Genomic DNA, 17506 nt, shown 5'->3' with positions numbered 1-17506 from the left:
GCGGTGGGCATGAGGCAGTCCGTTACGCGGGCTGCCTTTTTTCTTTGTACCGCTGCGGCAATAGTCGGCGATGCTTACAGCGCGCCGGGTCGCAGCAGTTGGATCACCGCAGGTTGGATCATGCCCCACATGACGCCGAGAAGACCGAGCACCATGGCGAGGGCCAGCCAGAGCACCCAAGACTTGGTGGCGAAGGTGGACATGCGCGCGTCGAGTCGGCCGACTGCCTCGGCGAGCGCGGCGAGTGTGTGGTCGATGCGGGTAAAGCGCGCATCGAGCCGTTCCTCGAGTTTCGCAAAACGGTCGTCCATGCGATCAAGCCGAATGTCGATGCGATCGAATCGTTCATCCACCTGCTTGAAACGTTTGTCGACTTGTTCGAACCGCTTGTCGACCTGCTCAAACCGAATATCGACGGACGCGAAGCGATCGTCCATGCGCATGGCGAGTGCGTTGAGCTCGGCCTGAGTCGCGAGGCCGCGCAGCCCGGAAGTGAACTCGCGGGACGAAAGAATGGATTCTCTGTGCTTCATATTGCTCTCCGGGACGGGGGAGAGCAGCGTAGCCGGAGCGGTTGGCGCGAAGCATGAGAATCACGCCCAACAACGCTCAGCGAATGCCGACACGTCGCGTAGGCGGAAGGGAAGCCGGGAGGGCGCGATGGTGGGTCGTGACGGACTCGAACCGTCGACCTACGGATTAAAAGTCCGCTGCTCTACCGACTGAGCTAACGACCCATGCGCACGAAGCCGACTAGTTTAGTGCCCGGGGCGGGGTGGCACAAGCCAACGAGCCGCCTGGCCCGTTCAGGTGGCCAGGATAATAGCCTCAACGTCGCGACCGGCATCGCGCCAGGCCGAGATCCCGCCCGTGAGCGGGCGGACGTTGGCGAAGCCCAGCTTGGTCAGCCGCTCGGCCACCTTGGCCGCCGAGACCTCGTTCGGGCAGGAGCAATAGATCACCACGGCGGTGTTCCGCGGCAGCTCGGAGAGCTCGGCGCTGGCCGTGGTCAGGTCGAACAGGCGCGAGCCGGGGATGACGAAGGGATCGTCCTTGCGGTTCGAGATACTGCGGACATCCACGATGAGCGCGCCGGGATCGTTAGCCAGGAGAACGGCCAGCTCATCGACCGAAATGCGGCTCTTGCGTAGCCGCGCGATGAGCAACGTGCGGCGGATATAGCGAAAGGCGATCCACACGACCAGGCTGACGGCGGCCAGCGTGGCCAGGCCAAACCCGAACTGTTTCAGGAAGGCCAGAACGGCATCGATCTGCCGGTAAAACAGCATGCCGGCCGAGAGGCCCACGGAGATCCACAGCGCCGCGCCCGCCAGGTCGTAGACGGTGAAGCGGCTGAAACGGGTATCCCCGGCGCCTGCGATGGGAATGGCCACCAGCGACAGGCCGGGGATGAATCGCGACACCAGCAGCAACTTCACCCCGCGCTTCTCGAAGAACCCGCTCGCACGGCGTACGCAGGTGTCCGGCGACAGGGAGATGCGGCACAGGCTATCGAGCACGCGGTAACCGAAGCGGCGCCCGGTGAGGAACCAGGCAGTATCCCCGGCAAAGGCCCCCGCAAGCGCACCCAGGAAGGTGGCGAGGATAAGGACGGGGTCGCGCGCCAGCACCAGCGTGCTGCCCACGACGATAAGGGTGGGCATGGCGGGAACGGGCAGGCCGATGGCACCGGCAAATACGCCAAGAAACGCCACTACCGGCGCGGTATCCGACCAGTTGACGCTCGCCACGACCGTACCCTCGGATGCTCGGTTTCAGTGGCGCAAGGGTACGCCGGTCCCTGTTGCAATCACAGGGGCCGCATGCGCATTTTTTAATGCGCCGGATGGTGGCTGAGCAGGCTCGCCGGCCGCACGGCGGGGCCCACGGCGGCGCCCTCCAGTTGCACCCAGAAAAGCGAGCCACGACCGGGGCTGGAGCGGACGCCAATCGTCCCGCCGAGCAGGTCGGCGATGCGCCGGGCTACCGCCAGGCCAAGGCCGTAACCAGGGTGGCCCGGGAGCCGCGTGAAATCGTCAAACAGGCGTTCCTGCTGGCGCGGTTCTAATCCCATGCCGTTGTCGCGAACTTCCAGGCGCACCGCGCTGCCATGTCGGCGCATGGCGACCAGCACGCGGCCGTGCGGCGTGCTGATCACCGCGTTGGCTACCAGCCGGTGGATCAGCTCGGAAAGCAGGTTGGGATCGCTGCGCATGGCCAGCCGGCCACCGCGCCAGTGAATGTTGACGCTAAGGCGCTCCGCATCATTCGCAATGGCATCGCGCTCGCGCACGAACAGGTCGGCCGCGATGACTTCGCTGCTGGTGGGTTCGATGGCGCCGGCGTCGAAACGGGCGAGGTCCAGCAAGCCATCGAGCAGTTCATTCAGGCGTGTGACATTCGTACGCATCTGCCCTTGCACCGCGCGCTGGCGCAGGTCATCGCCAGGCTGCATGCCACCGACGAACAACGACAGGGCCTGCAAGGGCTGGCGGAAATGATCGCCCAGCTGTTCGATGAAACGCGTCTGCCGGGCCATCTCCTGCATGCGTTGCCGGAACGCATCGGCGAGTGCCGCATCGTGGCGGGCGCGCAGTTCACGCAATTCGCCAAGCAGGCGGCTCACCGCAATTTCCAGCGATTCCGTGTCACCCAGCCCACGGTCGGTGCGGGCGCGCAGATCCGTATCGATACGTGCCTTGATGGCGTCGACACCGTCGACCAGTTCACGCTCCATGAGGCGTTTGCTGGCGATATATACGGCGACGATGCCCGCGCCCAGCAACAGCACCATGAGTGTGCCGGCCAGGCGGCGTTCGCGCAGCGCGGAGGTATCCGAGATGGTTTCCAGCTCACCCAGCGGTGTTGCCACGGTCACGCGCAACTGATGGCCGTCACGCAGCGGCCGCCCGCTATCGAGCAGCATCTGGGTGCCTTCGTTGCGGTGAAGAATGACGCGCCCCGTGGGCGAGCTTCGCGACAACGTGCGCGAAAGCGCATCACGTGCCGCATCATCTCCCATGGTGGGCGTCACGACGCCGGCAAGGCGCACTGCCTGGATCCGCGCCACGTTGCGCGCTTCCAGGGTGATGCCGCGCAGATGCATCACGCCCAGCGTTCCCGTCAGCGCGAGCGCGACCGCCGCCATCGGCAGCAGGCCCTTGCGGACCCGCCGCTCGCTCGGCGGCAATGACCGGCCGGGGAGGGTGGTAGACGCGATCATGGAAACGCCTTGGACGAAATCTATGACGAATCTATGAAACGCCCGGGCGCCGCGCGATAGACAAGGGGAGCTAAGACTTGCGGCGTATCCCTTTCGGCCGATGGCCTATTTGCCACGCAGGCGTGCCACCAGCCCGTCGTGATCGGTCTGGATTTTCTTGAAACGTGCCTCGCGCGCGTCCTCGCTGACCCACTGGGCCGTGGTGGCACGGCGCTTCTCCAGGGTGTATTCGATATCCGCGAAGGGCACCAGGCAGGCATTCGTGGCCGGCGCAAAGCCGCTGATATCGTGGATCAGCTTCAGGTTGGCTTCCTCGCGGGCGCCATCCTTGCCCTTGCCGTACCCGGTAATGAACGCGGCAACCTTCTCGCGCAGGACGGGCGGCAGGTCATTGCGAATGACGATCACCGCGTGGGGAATAAGCGAGGACTTCCAGAGCACGCGTAGCCGCGCATACTGATCGGGAAAGTGCTGCTGGAAGCGTTCCATGTCGGCGGTGTTGTTCGTCGCCACGTCCGCTTCGCCGTTGGCAACGGCAAGCGCGTTGTTCTGGTGATTATCGACATGAACCTTGGCAAAGAACGTATCGGAATCCACGCCGCGCGCCGCGAACAGCTGGGTTTCGGGAACGAGGTAGCCTGACACCGACAAGGCCTCGCCCCTGGCGAAACGCCATTGGCCGGGGCGGGCGAACAACTGGTCGAGATTCGCGATCCGTGAATCGGTGGCGACGAGCAACACCGCGTAATAGCCCTTGGAACCATCCCCGCGGGTGAGCTGGCCGATCACCTGCATGTTCTGGCCCATCACGGCATCCAGCGCGAGGCGGCCAGACAGGAACGCGATATCGACGCGCTGCTCACTGATGGCCTGGGCGATGCCCTCGTACGTGGTGACTGATACGGCCCGCACCGGGCGCCCCAGCGCCGTGTGCAGGTCATCGAGCATGGGCCGCCAGGCCTCGAGTGATTCAGCCGGGCCGCCAATGGGGAGGATGCCGAAGGTGAGCGGTGCGTTCGGGTCGATATCCGTGCCGCGGGCCCCGCCGGTGCCCGCAACGATGGTCAGGAGTGCCAGCAGCGCCGTGCCGAGCCAGCCACGGTGGCGCACTCCGGTCGTGCCTGCCCTGCCTGCCTGCATGCGCCTGCCCCGCGTCGTTTGACTTGTCGTCCCCCGGCGGTCCCTGCCCACACGGGCGCCAGCTTACGCCGGCCCCGTGGCAAAACCGTGTCCCGTGTTTCAGTCCCCGAGGTGCTGCGCGGCCACCAAAGCCTCGAGCCGGTTGCGCACGTGCAGTGCGCGGAATATGGCCGCAAGGTGGATTTTGACGGTGCCCTCGCTGATACCCAGTTCACGGGCGATCAGCTTGTTGGGGCGGCCCTTGGCCAGCAACTTGAGCACGTCGATCTGGCGGTCCGTCAGTACCGTGGCCAGGCGTTCCTTGGTGGTCAGGCCATCGCCGCCAGCCAGCGCGAACGCCGGGGTCAGTGTCGTGGTGGAAGCGGCCTTCATGGCCTCGGGCGGGACATAGATACCGCCCCCTACCACCAGCCTTACCGCGTTCAGGATGACATCGGGCGGGGAAGATTTCGGGATGTAGCCCTGCACGCCCAGGTCAAGCACGTGGCGGATCGCGGCGGGGTCTTCCGTGCCCGAAAGCACGATCACCGGGCGCGCCCGGTCGACGGCCACGACATGCTGCTCAGGGTGGTCCTTGTCTTCAAAGTTATCCCGCGAAGGATCCTTGAGCGCAGCCACGGCTTCCTTGATGTGCTCGACCCCGTCGGCACCAGGCATGGCCATATCGATAAGTGCGATATCAGGGAGGGGGTGTCTTCCCAGGTGGGCACGCAACTGCGCCACCGTTTCAGCTTCGACGAATTCAACGGAATCGTCGAGCTCGCGAAGCTTCAGCTTCACGCCCTCGATGATGAGCCGATGATCGTCCGCGATCAGAACACGCATGCCACTCCTCCGCCCGCACTGCCACGAGCATCCCCGTTCGAAGGACCATAGCCCTCCCGGGTCCCGGCGGCAAGCAGGCCATTTGCATCAGACGGCCGCATGATGGACAGACCATGCGGAAACCATTACATCGTGGAGCCGTTCGGGGGAAACCGGCTTGTACAGGACCTGCGTCGTTGTCGTATCCACGCTTGCCAGGTAGTCGCTGCGCGTTTCGCCCGTGATCAGTACCCGGGCGAATGGCGGCGGGTCGCCCGGCCGGCGCCGGTAGTAACGATCGAGCAGGGCCAGCACGTCCAGCCCGGTGCCCTCGCGCAGGCGCAGGTCGGAGATGACCAGGTCCGGTGGCTGCATCCACAGGTGCACCGCCTCCATGGCTTGCTGGGCGTCCTCGGCGGTCATCACCTCGCAGCCCCAGCTACCCAGCAGGTAGCTGATGCCTGCCAGGATGCTGGGTTCATCATCGATCACCAGTACGCGCATGCCCGCCACATCGCGCGGCATGCCTGGATCGGGCGTGGGCGCCGCCGGCGCCTCCGGCACCGGGTTGGCGGCCACCTCGGGCAGGGTGATCGAGAACACGCTGCCCCTCCCCGGTTTCGAGGTTACCGTGGCCTTCGTGTTGAGTAGCCCCGCCAGGCGCTGGACGGTGGAAAGGCCCAGGCCAAGGCCGCGTCGCGTGCCCTCGGGGCGGCCGGCCTCAGGGCCGCTCTCCACGCGGTAGAACTCATCGAAAATGTGCGCCACATGTTCGCGCGGGATGCCCAGGCCGGTATCCCACACATCAATGCGAACGGTGCCATCCCCGCGGCGCCGAGCGCCCACGAGCACCCCGCCGCAGCGCGTGTAGCGCAACGCGTTGCTCACGAGGTTGTTGAGGATGCGCGCCAGCATGGTGCGGTCGGTGCGCACCCATACGCCAGTGGTGCGCACGACCAGGCGCAGGTCGTGCTGCTCGGCCACCATCCGGAAGTTCACGCTCACTTCCTCGAATACCTCGTCCAGCGCCATATCGCGTGGCGCCGGTTTCATGCCACCGGTATCCAGTCGCGAAAGGTCCAGCAGCTCGCTGAACAGGTGATCGAGTGACTCGACGCATTCCTGGATGTGAGCAATGCGGTTCAGGCGTACCGGGTCGAACTCATCCACGGCCAGGCCAGACGAGAAGAGTGTCAGTGCGTAGAGTGGCTGGCGAAGATCGTGCGAGGCGGCGGCAAGGAAACGCGCTTTCGCCACGCTCGCGGCCTCCAGCGCCGCGTTCTTGCGGGCCAGTTCGTCGGTCGCGGTGGCAATCTCGCGCTCCATGCCGATCTGCGCATGCAACAGCTTGGATGCCGCGCCGTTGAAGCCACGCTGCAGGTCGCCGATCTCCGTGTCATCGGTGACAGGTACGACCACGGTGCGGTCGCCCAGGCCGAGCTGGCGCACGGCAATGGCCAGGTTGCGAAGCGGCGCGCTCATCCAGCGTGCGGCCGACCAGCCGATCATCACGGCAATCAGCAAGCTCAATGACAGCCAGATCAGCGCGTTGTGGACGCTCGCCCGCTGGGCGGCCACCGCATCCTCCACGCTGACATCCACGGTGACCGAACCGACCACGCGGCGGCTCACCGGATCGAGCACATCACGCGATACGGTGAGGTTGTCGTCATCCTCGACCGCGCCGTTAACGCGATCCGCCAGGATTTCGCCATCGCGATCGGCAATACGTACACGCGACACCTGCGGTAACTGCACGATGGATTGCGCGATGCGGCCGAGCTCTCGCCGCTGTTCGCCGCGTAGCGCATCGCCGGAGACGGTGGCCGCCTGCTGGGCGATGGCATCCGCAGTGGAGCGGCCCATCTCGTGCAGGGTATCCATCTGGTGCCGGGTGAGCAGGGTGACGAGCAGGACGGCGCTGATGGCGGTAGGGGCAAGCGCGACGCAGGTCAGGCGTTGCACGAGCGACGTGCGCCGCCAAACCTTTTCAAGCCAAGAAGCCGATCCATCCCGCATGCCTTGTCCCCTGGCGCCGCATTGGCCGGCGCGAGCCATTAGCCTAGCGCAGTTTGCCGGGGGTGCGTGTCAGCCGCGGCGCCGGTCCTGCCACGCCTTCACCGCGGGTGGCAGGGCCGCGATAAGCACGAACACGGCAAGCGGCACGAGCAGACGCGCATTGGCGAGCGTCGCCGCGGTGACAGGGCCCTGGCCCAGGGTATCCGCCAGCCCCGCGCCGATCGCACTTTCCACGGCGATGGAAACGGTCCCGCCCAGCCAGGTCGCCGCGATGAACAGGCCCGGCGGGCAGCCCAGCCAGGCCAGCGCCACGGTCATGGCGCCCAACGGCACGACCGGGACGAAGCGCAGGGCGAAGGTATGCCGCACGGGGTGGCGCGCATACCGCTCACGCAGGCGCATGGCGAAGGCGGGTGGCTTACGCGAGCCCGCGGCAAAGGCGTGGCGGCTGGCCGCGTATAGGGCCAGGGAACCCGCCACCAGGGCGACGGAGCCGAAGAGGGTGGCCTCGACCGTACCGAACAGCAGACCGCCGGCGAGCACCAGCACGATCGTCCCGGGCACCCCGGTAGCAATCGCGGCGGCGAGGGCGGCGGTAAACGCCGCACGGGATGCGATGGGATGGACGGCCACGAAGGCGCGGAGCGAACCTTCGCCATGGACCCGTTGCGAGGCATCCAGGTGTTCCAGGGCGCCGCTGGCGACCAGGCCGATGCCCAGTGCCAGCAACAACACGAGCGGCAGCGCAGCGCGCCATGCGCGCCGGCTGCCAGGCTTGCCCTCAGTAGGCGGCGCCGATCTCGCCATAGTGACGTAACACCGCGCGCGCCTCATCACGCAGGATATCGCGGCGCACCCCGATGCCGCGGCGCTCAAGTTCGCCCACCCAGTCGGCGGGCAAGGGGCCTTCGTCGAACGGGGTGAGTTCTTCCACGTCGCTGGCGCGTGCGCCGATCAGCAGGGTATCCACGCCGGCCCACACGGTGGCGCCATAGCACTGGCAGCAGGGCTGTGAGCTGGTGGCGAGCGTGAACTGCCCACCATCCTCGTTCAGGCGGAAACGCTGCATGCGCTGTTGCGCGAGCATGTAGGCCATCATCTCGGCGTGGGCCACCGAACAGCTGTGCGGTACGACACGGTTCACGCCCACGGCCACGATGCGATCGTTGCCATCGAATACGGCCGCGCCGAACGGGCCGCCCGTCACGCTATCGACGTTGTGGGCGGAGAGATCGATAGCGAGCTTCACCTTGGCGTCGTCGCCCACGTACGGCTTCGATGCATCGACGAACTCGTGCACCCAGGCGGGCAGGGTGAGATGGACTTGTGCGTATAACATCAGCCTTGCTTCGCCCACGAATCACGCAGCGTCACGACGCGGTTGAACACGGGCGCATCGTGCGTGTGGTCGTGCATGTCGGCTACGAAGAAGCCGAGACGCTCGAACTGCACGCGATCCTCGCGTTCCGCACCCGCGGCGGCGGGCTCGACATAGCCGTGCACCACGCGGCGCGACTCCGGGTTCAGGTGATCCTTGTACGTCTTGCCGTCGGTATCGTCGTCCGGGTCGTTTACATCGAACAGGCGATCGTACAGACGCACTACCGCGGGCACGGCATCGCGCGCGCTCACCCAGTGGATGGTGCCCTTTACCTTGCGATCGGCGCCGGGCATGCCGCTGCGCGATTCGAGATCCAGCGTGCAACGCAGCTCGGTGATGTCGCCTGCGTCGTTCTTGACCACTTCGTCGCAACGCACGATGCCGACGCCGCGCAGGCGCACTTCGCCTTCGGGCTTCAGGCGGTGGAAGCCCTTGGGCGGCACTTCGGCGAAATCCTCGCGCTCGATCCACAGCGCCGGCGAGAACGGCACGCTGCGCGTACCGAAGCTCTCGTCCTTCGGGTGGTTCGAGAACGTGAGCGTCTCGGCGTGATCGGCCGGCAGGTTGGTGATCACCAGCTTCACCGGATCGATGACGGCGAGGCGGCGCGGAGCCTTCGCATCCAGGTCCTCGCGAATGCAGCCTTCCAGCACGCTCATGTCGATCACGCTGTTCTGCTTGCTCACGCCGATGCGCTCCCAGAACAGGCGGATGCCTGCCGGGGTGAAGCCGCGGCGGCGCACGCCGGCAATGGTGGGCATACGCGGATCATCCCAGCCATCGACCAGGTTTTCGGAGACGAGCGTGATCAGCTTGCGCTTGCTCATCACCGTGTAATTCAGGTTGCCGCGCGAGAACTCGATCTGGCGGGGCTTGCTCGGCGTGGTCGGCAGGCCGGCGGCCACCAGCGATTCCCACAGTGCGGGATCGTTGGCCAGGTCCACCTTGTCCACGCACCAGTCGTACAGCGGGCGGTGGTCTTCGAATTCCAGCGTGCACAGCGAATGGGTGATGCCTTCCACTGCATCCGAGAGGGAATGCGCGAAGTCGTACATCGGGTAGATCGGCCACGCATCGCCGGTGTTCTGGTGGTGCACCTTGCGGATGCGGTACAGCGCCGGGTCGCGCAGGTTGATGTTGCCCGAGGCCATGTCCATTTTCGCGCGCAGCGTCTTGCTGCCATCGGCGAACTCGCCCGCGCGCATGCGCTGGAACAGGTCGAGGTTTTCCTCCACCGAGCGATCGCGATACGGCGAGTTCCGGCCCGGCTCGGTCAGGGTGCCGCGGTACTCGCGCACTTCCTCCGCCGACAGGTCATCCACATAGGCCAGGCCCAGGCGGATCAGCTTCAGCGCCGAACGATAGAACACCTCGAAGTAATCCGAGGCGTGGCGCAGCTCGGCCCATTCAAAGCCCAGCCACTTCACATCGCGCTGGATCGCATCGACGTACTCCACGTCTTCCTTCGACGGGTTGGTATCGTCGAAACGCAGGTTGCAGGTGCCCGTGAATTCCCCGGCCAGGCCGAAATTCAGGCAGATGGACTTGGCGTGGCCCAGGTGCAGGTAGCCGTTCGGCTCCGGCGGGAAGCGGGTGTGGATGACCTTGTGCTTGCCGGAGGCCAGGTCGTCGCGGACGATCTGGCGGATGAAATGCTGCTGCAGGACGGGCGTTTCGGTGGACATCGTCGAGTGACTCTGGGGTGGGTGCGGCGCAAACGTCCGAGTTTACCTTCCCTGCGCTCGCGATGCTTGCCGTAGGCACGGCGGCCGGGGTAGCTTGCCCCCATGCGGATCGCTTACCACGCCCAGAGCCTCATCGACGCCCACCTCGTACGGGACGCGCTGGAGCAGGGTGGGATCCCCGCATTCGTTTCCGGCGAGTACCTCACCGGCGCCATGGGCGAGCTACCTGTCATGGGCCTGGTCTCGGTCATGGTGCCCGATAGCGCGGCGGAAGCCGCCGAGGGCATCGTTCGCGCGGTAGACGCGCGGCTGGCCGAGGCTCGCGCCGCGGCCGCCGAGGGCGATTTCGACGCCGGAATCCTGCCGGCCTGAGGCCGGCACTCCCACAGGACGACCCATGCAGGCCATTTTCGACCTTGTCCGCGACGTGCCGGATTTCCCGCGCCCGGGAATCATGTTCAAGGACATCACGCCGTTGCTGGCGGATGCCTCCGCCTTCGCCGAATGCATCGAGGCGCTGTGCGCCCCGTGGCGCGGGCAAGGTATCGGTGCCGTGTGCGGCATTGAATCCCGCGGATTCATCTTCGGCGCCGCCATGGCGCAATCGCTCGCGGCGGGGTTCGTGCCCCTGCGCAAGGCCGGCAAGCTGCCCCCGCCGGTCGTCGGCATGGATTACGGCCTGGAATACGGGCTGGACCGCCTGGAAATCGGCACGGATGCGATCAAGCCGGGCGAACGGGTCATCATTGTCGATGACGTGCTGGCCACGGGCGGCACGCTGGATGCCGGACGCCGGCTGGTCGAGCGGCTAGGCGCCGAGGTGTTGGGTGCCAGCGTGGCCATCGAACTGGCCGGCCTGAACGGGCGTGCCCGCTGGGGCGGCAGCGCGCCGTTACACGCACTGGTTACTTACTGACCGCCGCGGGCTTTTCTTCGGAAATGCTCTCGACCAGCACGATCTCGCAACCACCCGCGCCAGTATCTTCGCGGGTGAGCGAGGTATCCCAGTGCCAGCCATCGTCACGCTTCACATCGACCAGGAACCCCTCGAAGTGCACCACTTCGCCCTGGCGCACGTTGCGCAGCTCGCTGGCCGCCGTGTCATTCGCGGGGATCATGTGCATGTTGGCGCTGGAATCCTCGATCTCATGGCGCGGGATCGGGAAGTGGTCGGTGTACCAGAAGTAGAAGCGGTTCGATTGCGAGATACGGATCTTGTCCAGCACGGAGGAATCCGACATCCGGCCCCAGCCCATGGCCAGGTCGGTCGGCGCGATCGGCGCCAGGTCATCCAACTGGTAGTCCTCGCGGGAAAGCACCCGCCCGGTCATGGCGAACCTGGCCCGCGGCTCCAGCTTGAAGCGGCCCCGGGCCAGCTCGGTGCCGCGGCGGATATCTTCCTGGTCGGGCACATCGCCCGCGACAATGCCCGGCGCATTGTGCACCGGCCTGTGCCGCCACCAGTTGTAGCCGCCCCAGCCGCACAGGACGACCAGCAGGACGACAAGCCATGAACGCATCGGGAAAAACCGTCAGGGGGTCGGGTGGGCAACGTTTGAAGGCTTGCCCGGTTGACCGGTGGCGCAGCCCTGGGTGTTGAACAGCTCGGCCGGAACGCCACGGACGACCTCGGCCAGTGCCTCGAAGAACGGGGTCATGGCCGAACTCTTGCGCCACAGCATGGCGATGCGCCGGCTGGGTGCGGGTGCCTCGAACTCGATCAGTTCGACGTTGGATGACTGGGCCACTGGCGGCTTCACCGCCAGGCTGGGGAGCAGGGTAATACCGACGTTGGCCGACACCATCTGCCGTAGCGTTTCCAGACTGGTGGCCCGGAAGCCCGACTTTTCGCCGGCCCCGGCCATGTGGCACACCTCAAGGGCCTGGTCGCGCAGGCAATGGCCATCCTCAAGCAGCAGCAGGTTTTGCTCGGCCAGGTCATCCATGCGTAGGCGCGAGCGACCGGACAGTGGGTGTCCGCTGGGTACGGCCAGTACGAAGGGTTCTTCGAACAGGAACTCGGTATGCAGCGAATCGTCGTGCACCGGCAGGGCAAGGATGCCGGCATCCAGCGTGCCCTCGCGCAACATATGCAGCACCTGTTCGGTCTTTTCCTCGCGCAGCAGCAGCTCCAGCCGCGGGAAGCGCTCGCGCAGGCGCGGGATCACGTGCGGAAGCAGGTAGGGGCCGAGGGTAGGGAAGATGCCCAGGCGGATCGTGCCCGACTCGGGGTCGCGCGTGCGCTGGGCGATCGCCTTGATCTCTTCGACCTGGGAAAGCACGCCGCGGGCGCGGCGGGCGATCTCGCGGCCGGTTTCGGTAAGCAGGACCTTGCGCGGGGTTCGCTCGACCAGCGCCACCCCCAGCTCATCCTCGAGCTTGCGGATTTGGGTGGAAAGCGTGGGCTGGCTCACGAAACTGGCTTCGGCCGCGCGACCGAAGTGGCGATGCTCGGCCAGGGCCACCAGATAGGATAGGTCTCGGAGGTTCATGGGACGTCTCGAGAGGCATTGCGATAGCCTAAGACTATCACATTCATGCCTACAATCGATTTGAGATATATGTATCCCTTCGTTAACCTTGCTCCATCGCTCGCTTCCCCAGGCGGGCAACCCTTGTAAACCAACCCTCACTCTGGAGAGTCGATCCATGCTGACCATTGGCGATAAGTTCCCCGAATTCAACCTGCTGGCCGTCGACGGTGGCCCGCTGGCTAACAAGATCGAAGACGCTTTCACCACGATCTCCGACAAGTCGTACGAGGGTAAGTGGAAGCTCGTGTTCTTCTACCCGAAGGATTTCACCTTCGTGTGCCCGACCGAGATCAAGGGCTTCAGCGACCTGAACGAGCAGTTCGCCGATCGTGACTGCCAGATCCTGGCCGCCTCGACCGACAGCGAGTTCGTCCACCGTGCATGGCGCATGGACCACGCTGACCTGAAGGACCTCAAGTTCCCGATGCTCGCGGACATCAAGAAGGAGCTGACCTCGGCTCTCGGCATCCTGACCAACGACGGCGTCGCCCAGCGCGCCACCTTCCTGGTCGATCCGAACAACGAGATCCAGTTCGCCTACGTCACCGCCGGTTCGGTCGGCCGCAACCCGGACGAAGTGCTGCGCGTCCTCGACGCCCTGCAGACCGACGAGCTGTGCGCCTGCAACTGGAAGGCCGGCGACGAGACCCTGAAGGTCGCCTAAGCCTTACGCGTTAAAAGTCCCGCGCCGCACCCCTCCCTCCCCCGCGCGGCGCGGGCACTTTGTAGGAGCGCGCTTGCGCGCGATCGGGGTTGCAGCAAGCACCCATCGCGTGCAAGCACGCTCCTACAACCCTATTCGTAACACCCCTTCTTCTTCTGGAGCACCAGCCGGCGCTCCCCGCGTGAACCGGTGCTTTCGCTCCGAGCCATTCCGCGCCTGATTCCCTTTGTCCTTCTCTACTATCTGGAGCACACCGATGAGCATTGCCGATCTTCGCAGCCAGCTGCCCGAATACGCCAAGGACCTTAAGCTCAACCTCGATTCCGTGCTGAGCGAAGCCGGCGCGCCGGGCCTCAACAAGGCGCAGATCGCCATGATCGCCCTGGGCGCCGCGTACTCCGCGCGCTTCAAGCCGTTGACCGAAGCCGTTGCCGCGTTCGCCGCGGAGCATGCCAGCACCGAGCAGCTGACCGCCGCCAAGGGTTCGGCTGCGATCATGGGCATGAACAACATCTATTACCGCTTCCAGCACCTGGTCTCGCACCCCGAGTACGAAACCATGCCGGCCAAGCTGCGCATGAACGTGATCGGCGCCTACAAGGGCGATGCCAAGAACGATTTCGAACTTGTTTCGCTGGCCGTCTCGGCCGTGAACGGCTGCGGTATGTGCATCGATTCGCACGACCGCGTGCTGCGCGAGGGTGGTGTCACGGTCCAGGCAATCCAGAGCGCGGTGCGCATTGCCTCGGTGATCCATGCCGTGGCCGTGGTGCTCGAGCAGGCTGACGCTGCGGGCTGAGATCTTTCGTAAAGTCTGTCGCAGTCTCATCGCGCGCGATGCTTTTGACGCCGCCTTAGCGCCCCCCGGCCCATCCTCCGCCCACCACTAAGCGGAGGGTGTGCCATGAGCTATGTCGATGGTTTCGTCATGCCGGTGCCGGAAGACCGCCTGGCCGATTACAAGAAAATGGCCAGGGTGGGCGCGAAGGTGTGGATGGACCACGGAGCGCTGGCCTACACCGAATGCGTGGCCGATGACGTCAAACCCGGCAAAGTGACCTCCTTCCCCCAGGCCGTGAAGCTCAAGCCAGGCGAGGTCGTGGTGTTCTCCTGGATCGTCTACAAGAACCGCCGCGAGCGCGACCGGATCATGAAGAAAGTGATGGAAGATCCGCGACTTGCGAAGTACATGGACGCGAAGAACATGCCCTTCGACGGCAAGCGGATGTTCTGGGGCGGGTTCAAGCCCATCGTCGAGGCGTGACGCACTGCGGTAAGCGAGGGGTGCCTTCCGGCACTGTGTCAAAGGTCACCCCTCTACGCAGGATGGGCGGGATTATCCACAGGGAGTCCCACCCGTCATGCGTCGTTTCGTCCGTCCCCTTGTTCTCACCGCGCTCGCCGCCTGCTGTGGCGCCGTGCTCGCCGCCGGCACGGACGCCGCGCCGCCGCTTGGCCACCTGCCTGAGTGGGCCCAGCCCGAGAGCTACAAGCTCGCCTTCAAGGTCGACCCCAAGCAGGAAGACTATTCCGGTTCCACCACGATCAAGATCAAGCTTACCCAGCCGTCCGACTTTGTCTGGATCCACGGCAAGGAGCTGAAGGTATCCAAGGTGGTCGTCACCGACGCCGCCGGCAAGAAGCACAACGGCAAGTACACCGTCGCCGCCGAGAAGGAAGGCGTCGCCCGCCTTGACCTGGGTGGCAAGCTCGAAGGCGAGATTACCGTCGCCATCGACTTCAGCGCGCCGCTGAACAAGCAGCTGCAGGGCCTGTACAAGGTCTCGCACGAAGGCATCCCGTACGCCATGACGCAGATGGAGCCGGTATCGGCCCGTTATGCGTTCCCGGGCTTCGACGAGCCGCGCTTCAAGACCACCTATGACATCAGCCTGACCATCCCCGCCGATGACCAGGGTGTGGCGAACACCGCGCAGGTGAAGGAAGAGAAGGCCGGCGCCGGCTGGAAGACCCTGACCTTCTCCACCACCAAGCCGCTGCCGACCTACCTGGTCGCGTTCGCTGTCGGCCCGTGGGATGTGGTGAAGGGCCCGGATATCTCGCCGACCGAATACCGCACCACGGCCACCCCGCTGCGCGGCATCGCCGCCAAGGGCGAAGGCCACCGCATGCAGCACGTGCTGGGCGAAACCAACTCGATCATCCACACGCTCGAGGACTACTACGGTTTCGGCTACCCGTTCGACAAGCTGGACCTGCTCGCCGCGCCGGACTTCAGCGCCGGCGCCATGGAGAACGCCGGCCTGGTCACGTTCCGCGACTGGCTGCTGTTGATCGATCCGGATTCGGCCGCGAATTACGTGCGTGGTTCGTTCAACGTCAACGCGCATGAGCTGGCCCACCAGTGGACCGGCGATACCGTGACGATGGCCTGGTGGAACGACCTGTGGCTCAACGAAGCCTTCGCCACCTGGATGCAGCAGAAGGTGACGCAGAAGGTGCACCCGGAATACCGCGCCGACCTGGACCGCGTTCGTGGTGCGCAGGGTGCGATGAACAACGACAGCCTGGTCAGCGCCCGCAAGATCCGCCAGGAAATCACCGGCAACGGCGATATCGAAACCGCGTTCGATGGCATCACCTACCAGAAGGGTGCGGCGGTGCTGGGCATGTTCGAAGGCTACGTGTCCGAGCCCACGTTCCAGAAGGGCATGCGCGCCTACATCCAGAAACACAAGTTCGCCAACGCCACCGCCGATGACCTGGTCGATTCGATCGCCGAAGCCGCAGGCCAGGGCGAGCAGTTCAAGAAGGCGTTCAACACCTTCCTCGACCAGTCGGGCGTGCCGTACGTCAGCACCGAAGTGAAGACGGAAGGCGGCAAGACCGTGCTGCACGTGAAGCAGAGCCGTTACCTGCCGCTGGGCAGCACGGGTGATGCGAACCGCGTGTGGGGCGTGCCGATGTGCGTGCGCTACGCCGCGACCACCGGCGACAAGGTGAAGTGCGAGATCTTCGATACCGCCGAAGGCAGCATCGTGCTCGACGGCGCCGCCAAGAACGCCTGGGTCATGCCCAACGCGAACGGCCGCGGTTACTACCGCTTTGCCCAGAGCAAGGCCGACCTCGCCAACTTGGCCAAGGTCGTTACCAAGCTGACCGATGCCGAGCAGCTGGCGTATGCCGACGCCGTTCGTGCGGGCTTCCAGCATGGCGACATCAACGCGGGCGATGCACTGGCTGCACTGAAGCCGATCACCGCTTCGGAAACGCGTGAAGTGTTCACCGCGCCGCTTTCCACCTTCACCTGGATCATGGACCGCGAAGCGACCACGGATGCCCAGCGCACCGTGCTGCGCAAGTGGGCCATCGATGCGTACAAGCCGAAGCTGGTGCCCCTGGGCTACCGCAAGAAGGCCGGCGAGAAGGACAACGACACGCTGACCCGTAACGCCCTCGTCGCGCTGCTGGCCGACAAGGACATCGCGGACAAGGACGTGCGCGCCGAGATGCTGAAGCAGGGCGATGCCGCGCTGAAGCTGAAGGATGGCCGCCTGGATCTCGACGCCGCCGATCCGGATCTGCTCGCCACCGCCCTGGGCGTGGCCGTGCAGGAACGCGGTGCGCCGGCTCTCGATGCGCTGATGACGGAAATCCCGAAGACCTCGGACCCGGCGAAGCGCAACGCCATGCTGTCCGCGCTGGGTGATGCGCCTACCACCGATCTTGCCAACAAGGCACGCGACTTTGCCCTGGGCAAGGACGTGAAGGTGGGTGAGATGGCCATGGTGCTGATGGGTGGCCGCGATAACGAGAAGTCGCGCGACGACCTGTGGCAGTGGTTCACCACCAACTACGACAAGATCGTGGCCCGCACCGGCAGCTTCGCCGGCGGCAAGCTCCCGGCGCTCGCATCGCAGGGTGGTTGCTCCAAGGCCGAAGCCGACCGCCTCAGCGCGTTCTTCAAGCCGCGCATGGCCCAGGTGAGCGGCGCCGAGCGTGGCCTCGCCCAGACCAGCGAATCGATCCTGCTGTGCTCGGCACTGAAGGACAAGCAGGACCCGAAGACGATTAAGTAATCCTTCGGTGTAAAAC

At 65.4% G+C, this 17506-nt stretch carries 17 protein-coding genes and 1 tRNA gene; 6 read left to right on the top strand and 12 right to left on the bottom strand.

Annotated features, from left to right (window positions below; all coding sequences use genetic code 11):
• Window positions 1-74: 74 nt before the first annotated feature.
• The 10 genes from ABIE56_RS13150 to ABIE56_RS13105 form a co-directional block, all read right to left on the bottom strand.
• Entirely contained in the window at window positions 75-533 is a 459-nt protein-coding gene (locus ABIE56_RS13150; RefSeq protein WP_429244236.1) for a hypothetical protein, read from the bottom strand.
• A gap of 128 nt (window positions 534-661) precedes the next feature.
• A tRNA-Lys gene (locus ABIE56_RS13145) sits at window positions 662-737 on the bottom strand.
• Between the two features lie 69 nt (window positions 738-806).
• Entirely contained in the window at window positions 807-1751 is a 945-nt protein-coding gene (locus ABIE56_RS13140) for a VTT domain-containing protein (RefSeq protein ID WP_429244235.1), read from the bottom strand.
• 83 nt (window positions 1752-1834) lie between these two features.
• Entirely contained in the window at window positions 1835-3223 is a 1389-nt protein-coding gene (locus tag ABIE56_RS13135; RefSeq protein ID WP_429244234.1) for a sensor histidine kinase, read from the bottom strand.
• Window positions 3224-3328: 105 nt separating this feature from the next.
• Window positions 3329-4363, bottom strand: a complete 1035-nt coding sequence (gene phnD / locus ABIE56_RS13130) for a phosphate/phosphite/phosphonate ABC transporter substrate-binding protein (RefSeq protein ID WP_429244233.1) — start codon at window positions 4361-4363, stop codon at window positions 3329-3331.
• A 99-nt stretch (window positions 4364-4462) separates the two neighbouring features.
• Complete coding sequence (locus ABIE56_RS13125) at window positions 4463-5188, bottom strand: LuxR C-terminal-related transcriptional regulator (RefSeq protein WP_429244232.1); 726 nt, start codon at window positions 5186-5188, stop codon at window positions 4463-4465.
• Window positions 5189-5275: 87 nt separating this feature from the next.
• Complete coding sequence (locus ABIE56_RS13120; RefSeq protein ID WP_429244231.1) at window positions 5276-7132, bottom strand: ATP-binding protein; 1857 nt, start codon at window positions 7130-7132, stop codon at window positions 5276-5278.
• A gap of 123 nt (window positions 7133-7255) precedes the next feature.
• Entirely contained in the window at window positions 7256-7993 is a 738-nt protein-coding gene (locus ABIE56_RS13115) for a TVP38/TMEM64 family protein (RefSeq protein WP_429244230.1), read from the bottom strand.
• Complete coding sequence (locus ABIE56_RS13110; protein ID WP_429244229.1) at window positions 7968-8525, bottom strand: nucleoside deaminase; 558 nt, start codon at window positions 8523-8525, stop codon at window positions 7968-7970. The genes ABIE56_RS13115 and ABIE56_RS13110 overlap by 26 nt, the downstream gene beginning before the upstream one ends.
• Window positions 8525-10252 (bottom strand): glutamine--tRNA ligase/YqeY domain fusion protein, encoded by a 1728-nt coding sequence (locus ABIE56_RS13105; RefSeq protein WP_429244228.1) that lies wholly within the window; start codon window positions 10250-10252, stop codon window positions 8525-8527. Before ABIE56_RS13105 ends, ABIE56_RS13110 begins: the two co-directional genes overlap by 1 nt.
• Window positions 10253-10354: 102 nt before the next feature.
• Here ABIE56_RS13105 and ABIE56_RS13100 point away from each other — a divergent pair, with 102 nt between their 5' ends.
• Both ABIE56_RS13100 and ABIE56_RS13095 read left to right on the top strand, forming a co-directional pair.
• Window positions 10355-10624, top strand: a complete 270-nt coding sequence (locus tag ABIE56_RS13100; protein WP_429244227.1) for a DUF2007 domain-containing protein — start codon at window positions 10355-10357, stop codon at window positions 10622-10624.
• Between the two features lie 25 nt (window positions 10625-10649).
• Window positions 10650-11168, top strand: a complete 519-nt coding sequence (locus ABIE56_RS13095) for an adenine phosphoribosyltransferase (RefSeq protein ID WP_429244226.1) — start codon at window positions 10650-10652, stop codon at window positions 11166-11168.
• Here ABIE56_RS13095 and ABIE56_RS13090 read toward each other — a convergent pair.
• Both ABIE56_RS13090 and oxyR read right to left on the bottom strand, forming a co-directional pair.
• Complete coding sequence (locus ABIE56_RS13090; protein WP_429244225.1) at window positions 11158-11772, bottom strand: hypothetical protein; 615 nt, start codon at window positions 11770-11772, stop codon at window positions 11158-11160. The two genes, ABIE56_RS13095 and ABIE56_RS13090, sit on opposite strands and share 11 nt — an antisense overlap.
• Window positions 11773-11784: 12 nt before the next feature.
• Window positions 11785-12744 carry a DNA-binding transcriptional regulator OxyR gene (gene oxyR, locus ABIE56_RS13085; RefSeq protein WP_429244224.1) on the bottom strand — a complete coding sequence of 320 codons (960 nt, stop codon included), beginning with the start codon at window positions 12742-12744 and terminating at the stop codon, window positions 11785-11787.
• A gap of 157 nt (window positions 12745-12901) precedes the next feature.
• On the opposite strand from oxyR, the gene ABIE56_RS13080 reads away from it, so the two are divergent.
• From ABIE56_RS13080 to ABIE56_RS13065, 4 genes are all read left to right on the top strand, one after another.
• On the top strand, window positions 12902-13450 hold the full coding sequence (locus ABIE56_RS13080; RefSeq protein ID WP_247429358.1) for a peroxiredoxin: 549 nt from the start codon (window positions 12902-12904) through the stop codon (window positions 13448-13450).
• A 256-nt stretch (window positions 13451-13706) separates the two neighbouring features.
• Entirely contained in the window at window positions 13707-14249 is a 543-nt protein-coding gene (locus ABIE56_RS13075) for a carboxymuconolactone decarboxylase family protein (protein ID WP_429244223.1), read from the top strand.
• A 105-nt stretch (window positions 14250-14354) separates the two neighbouring features.
• On the top strand, window positions 14355-14714 hold the full coding sequence (locus ABIE56_RS13070; RefSeq protein WP_429244222.1) for a DUF1428 domain-containing protein: 360 nt from the start codon (window positions 14355-14357) through the stop codon (window positions 14712-14714).
• A gap of 97 nt (window positions 14715-14811) precedes the next feature.
• Entirely contained in the window at window positions 14812-17490 is a 2679-nt protein-coding gene (locus ABIE56_RS13065) for a M1 family metallopeptidase (protein ID WP_429244221.1), read from the top strand.
• Window positions 17491-17506 lie beyond the last annotated feature (16 nt).

Source organism: Luteibacter sp. 621 (assembly GCF_050435445.1).
Taxonomy (GTDB): Bacteria; Pseudomonadota; Gammaproteobacteria; order Xanthomonadales; family Rhodanobacteraceae; genus Luteibacter.
This window is presented reverse-complemented; position numbering and strand designations above follow the sequence as displayed.

Bases quoted from the DNA above. Each gene is read 5' to 3' on its own strand.
- ABIE56_RS13150 (WP_429244236.1), bottom strand. From the start codon at position 533: ATGAAGCACAGAGAATCCATTCTTTCGTCCCGCGAGTTCACTTCCGGG.
- ABIE56_RS13135 (WP_429244234.1), bottom strand. From the start codon at position 3,223: ATGATCGCGTCTACCACCCTCCCCGGCCGGTCATTGCCGCCGAGCGAG.
- phnD (WP_429244233.1), bottom strand. From the start codon at position 4,363: ATGCAGGCAGGCAGGGCAGGCACGACCGGAGTGCGCCACCGTGGCTGG.
- ABIE56_RS13125 (WP_429244232.1), bottom strand. From the start codon at position 5,188: ATGCGTGTTCTGATCGCGGACGATCATCGGCTCATCATCGAGGGCGTG.
- ABIE56_RS13115 (WP_429244230.1), bottom strand. From the start codon at position 7,993: ATGGCGAGATCGGCGCCGCCTACTGAGGGCAAGCCTGGCAGCCGGCGC.
- ABIE56_RS13110 (WP_429244229.1), bottom strand. From the start codon at position 8,525: ATGTTATACGCACAAGTCCATCTCACCCTGCCCGCCTGGGTGCACGAG.
- ABIE56_RS13105 (WP_429244228.1), bottom strand. From the start codon at position 10,252: ATGTCCACCGAAACGCCCGTCCTGCAGCAGCATTTCATCCGCCAGATC.
- ABIE56_RS13100 (WP_429244227.1), top strand. From the start codon at position 10,355: ATGCGGATCGCTTACCACGCCCAGAGCCTCATCGACGCCCACCTCGTA.
- ABIE56_RS13095 (WP_429244226.1), top strand. From the start codon at position 10,650: ATGCAGGCCATTTTCGACCTTGTCCGCGACGTGCCGGATTTCCCGCGC.
- ABIE56_RS13090 (WP_429244225.1), bottom strand. From the start codon at position 11,772: ATGCGTTCATGGCTTGTCGTCCTGCTGGTCGTCCTGTGCGGCTGGGGC.
- oxyR (WP_429244224.1), bottom strand. From the start codon at position 12,744: ATGAACCTCCGAGACCTATCCTATCTGGTGGCCCTGGCCGAGCATCGC.
- ABIE56_RS13080 (WP_247429358.1), top strand. From the start codon at position 12,902: ATGCTGACCATTGGCGATAAGTTCCCCGAATTCAACCTGCTGGCCGTC.
- ABIE56_RS13075 (WP_429244223.1), top strand. From the start codon at position 13,707: ATGAGCATTGCCGATCTTCGCAGCCAGCTGCCCGAATACGCCAAGGAC.
- ABIE56_RS13070 (WP_429244222.1), top strand. From the start codon at position 14,355: ATGAGCTATGTCGATGGTTTCGTCATGCCGGTGCCGGAAGACCGCCTG.
- ABIE56_RS13065 (WP_429244221.1), top strand. From the start codon at position 14,812: ATGCGTCGTTTCGTCCGTCCCCTTGTTCTCACCGCGCTCGCCGCCTGC.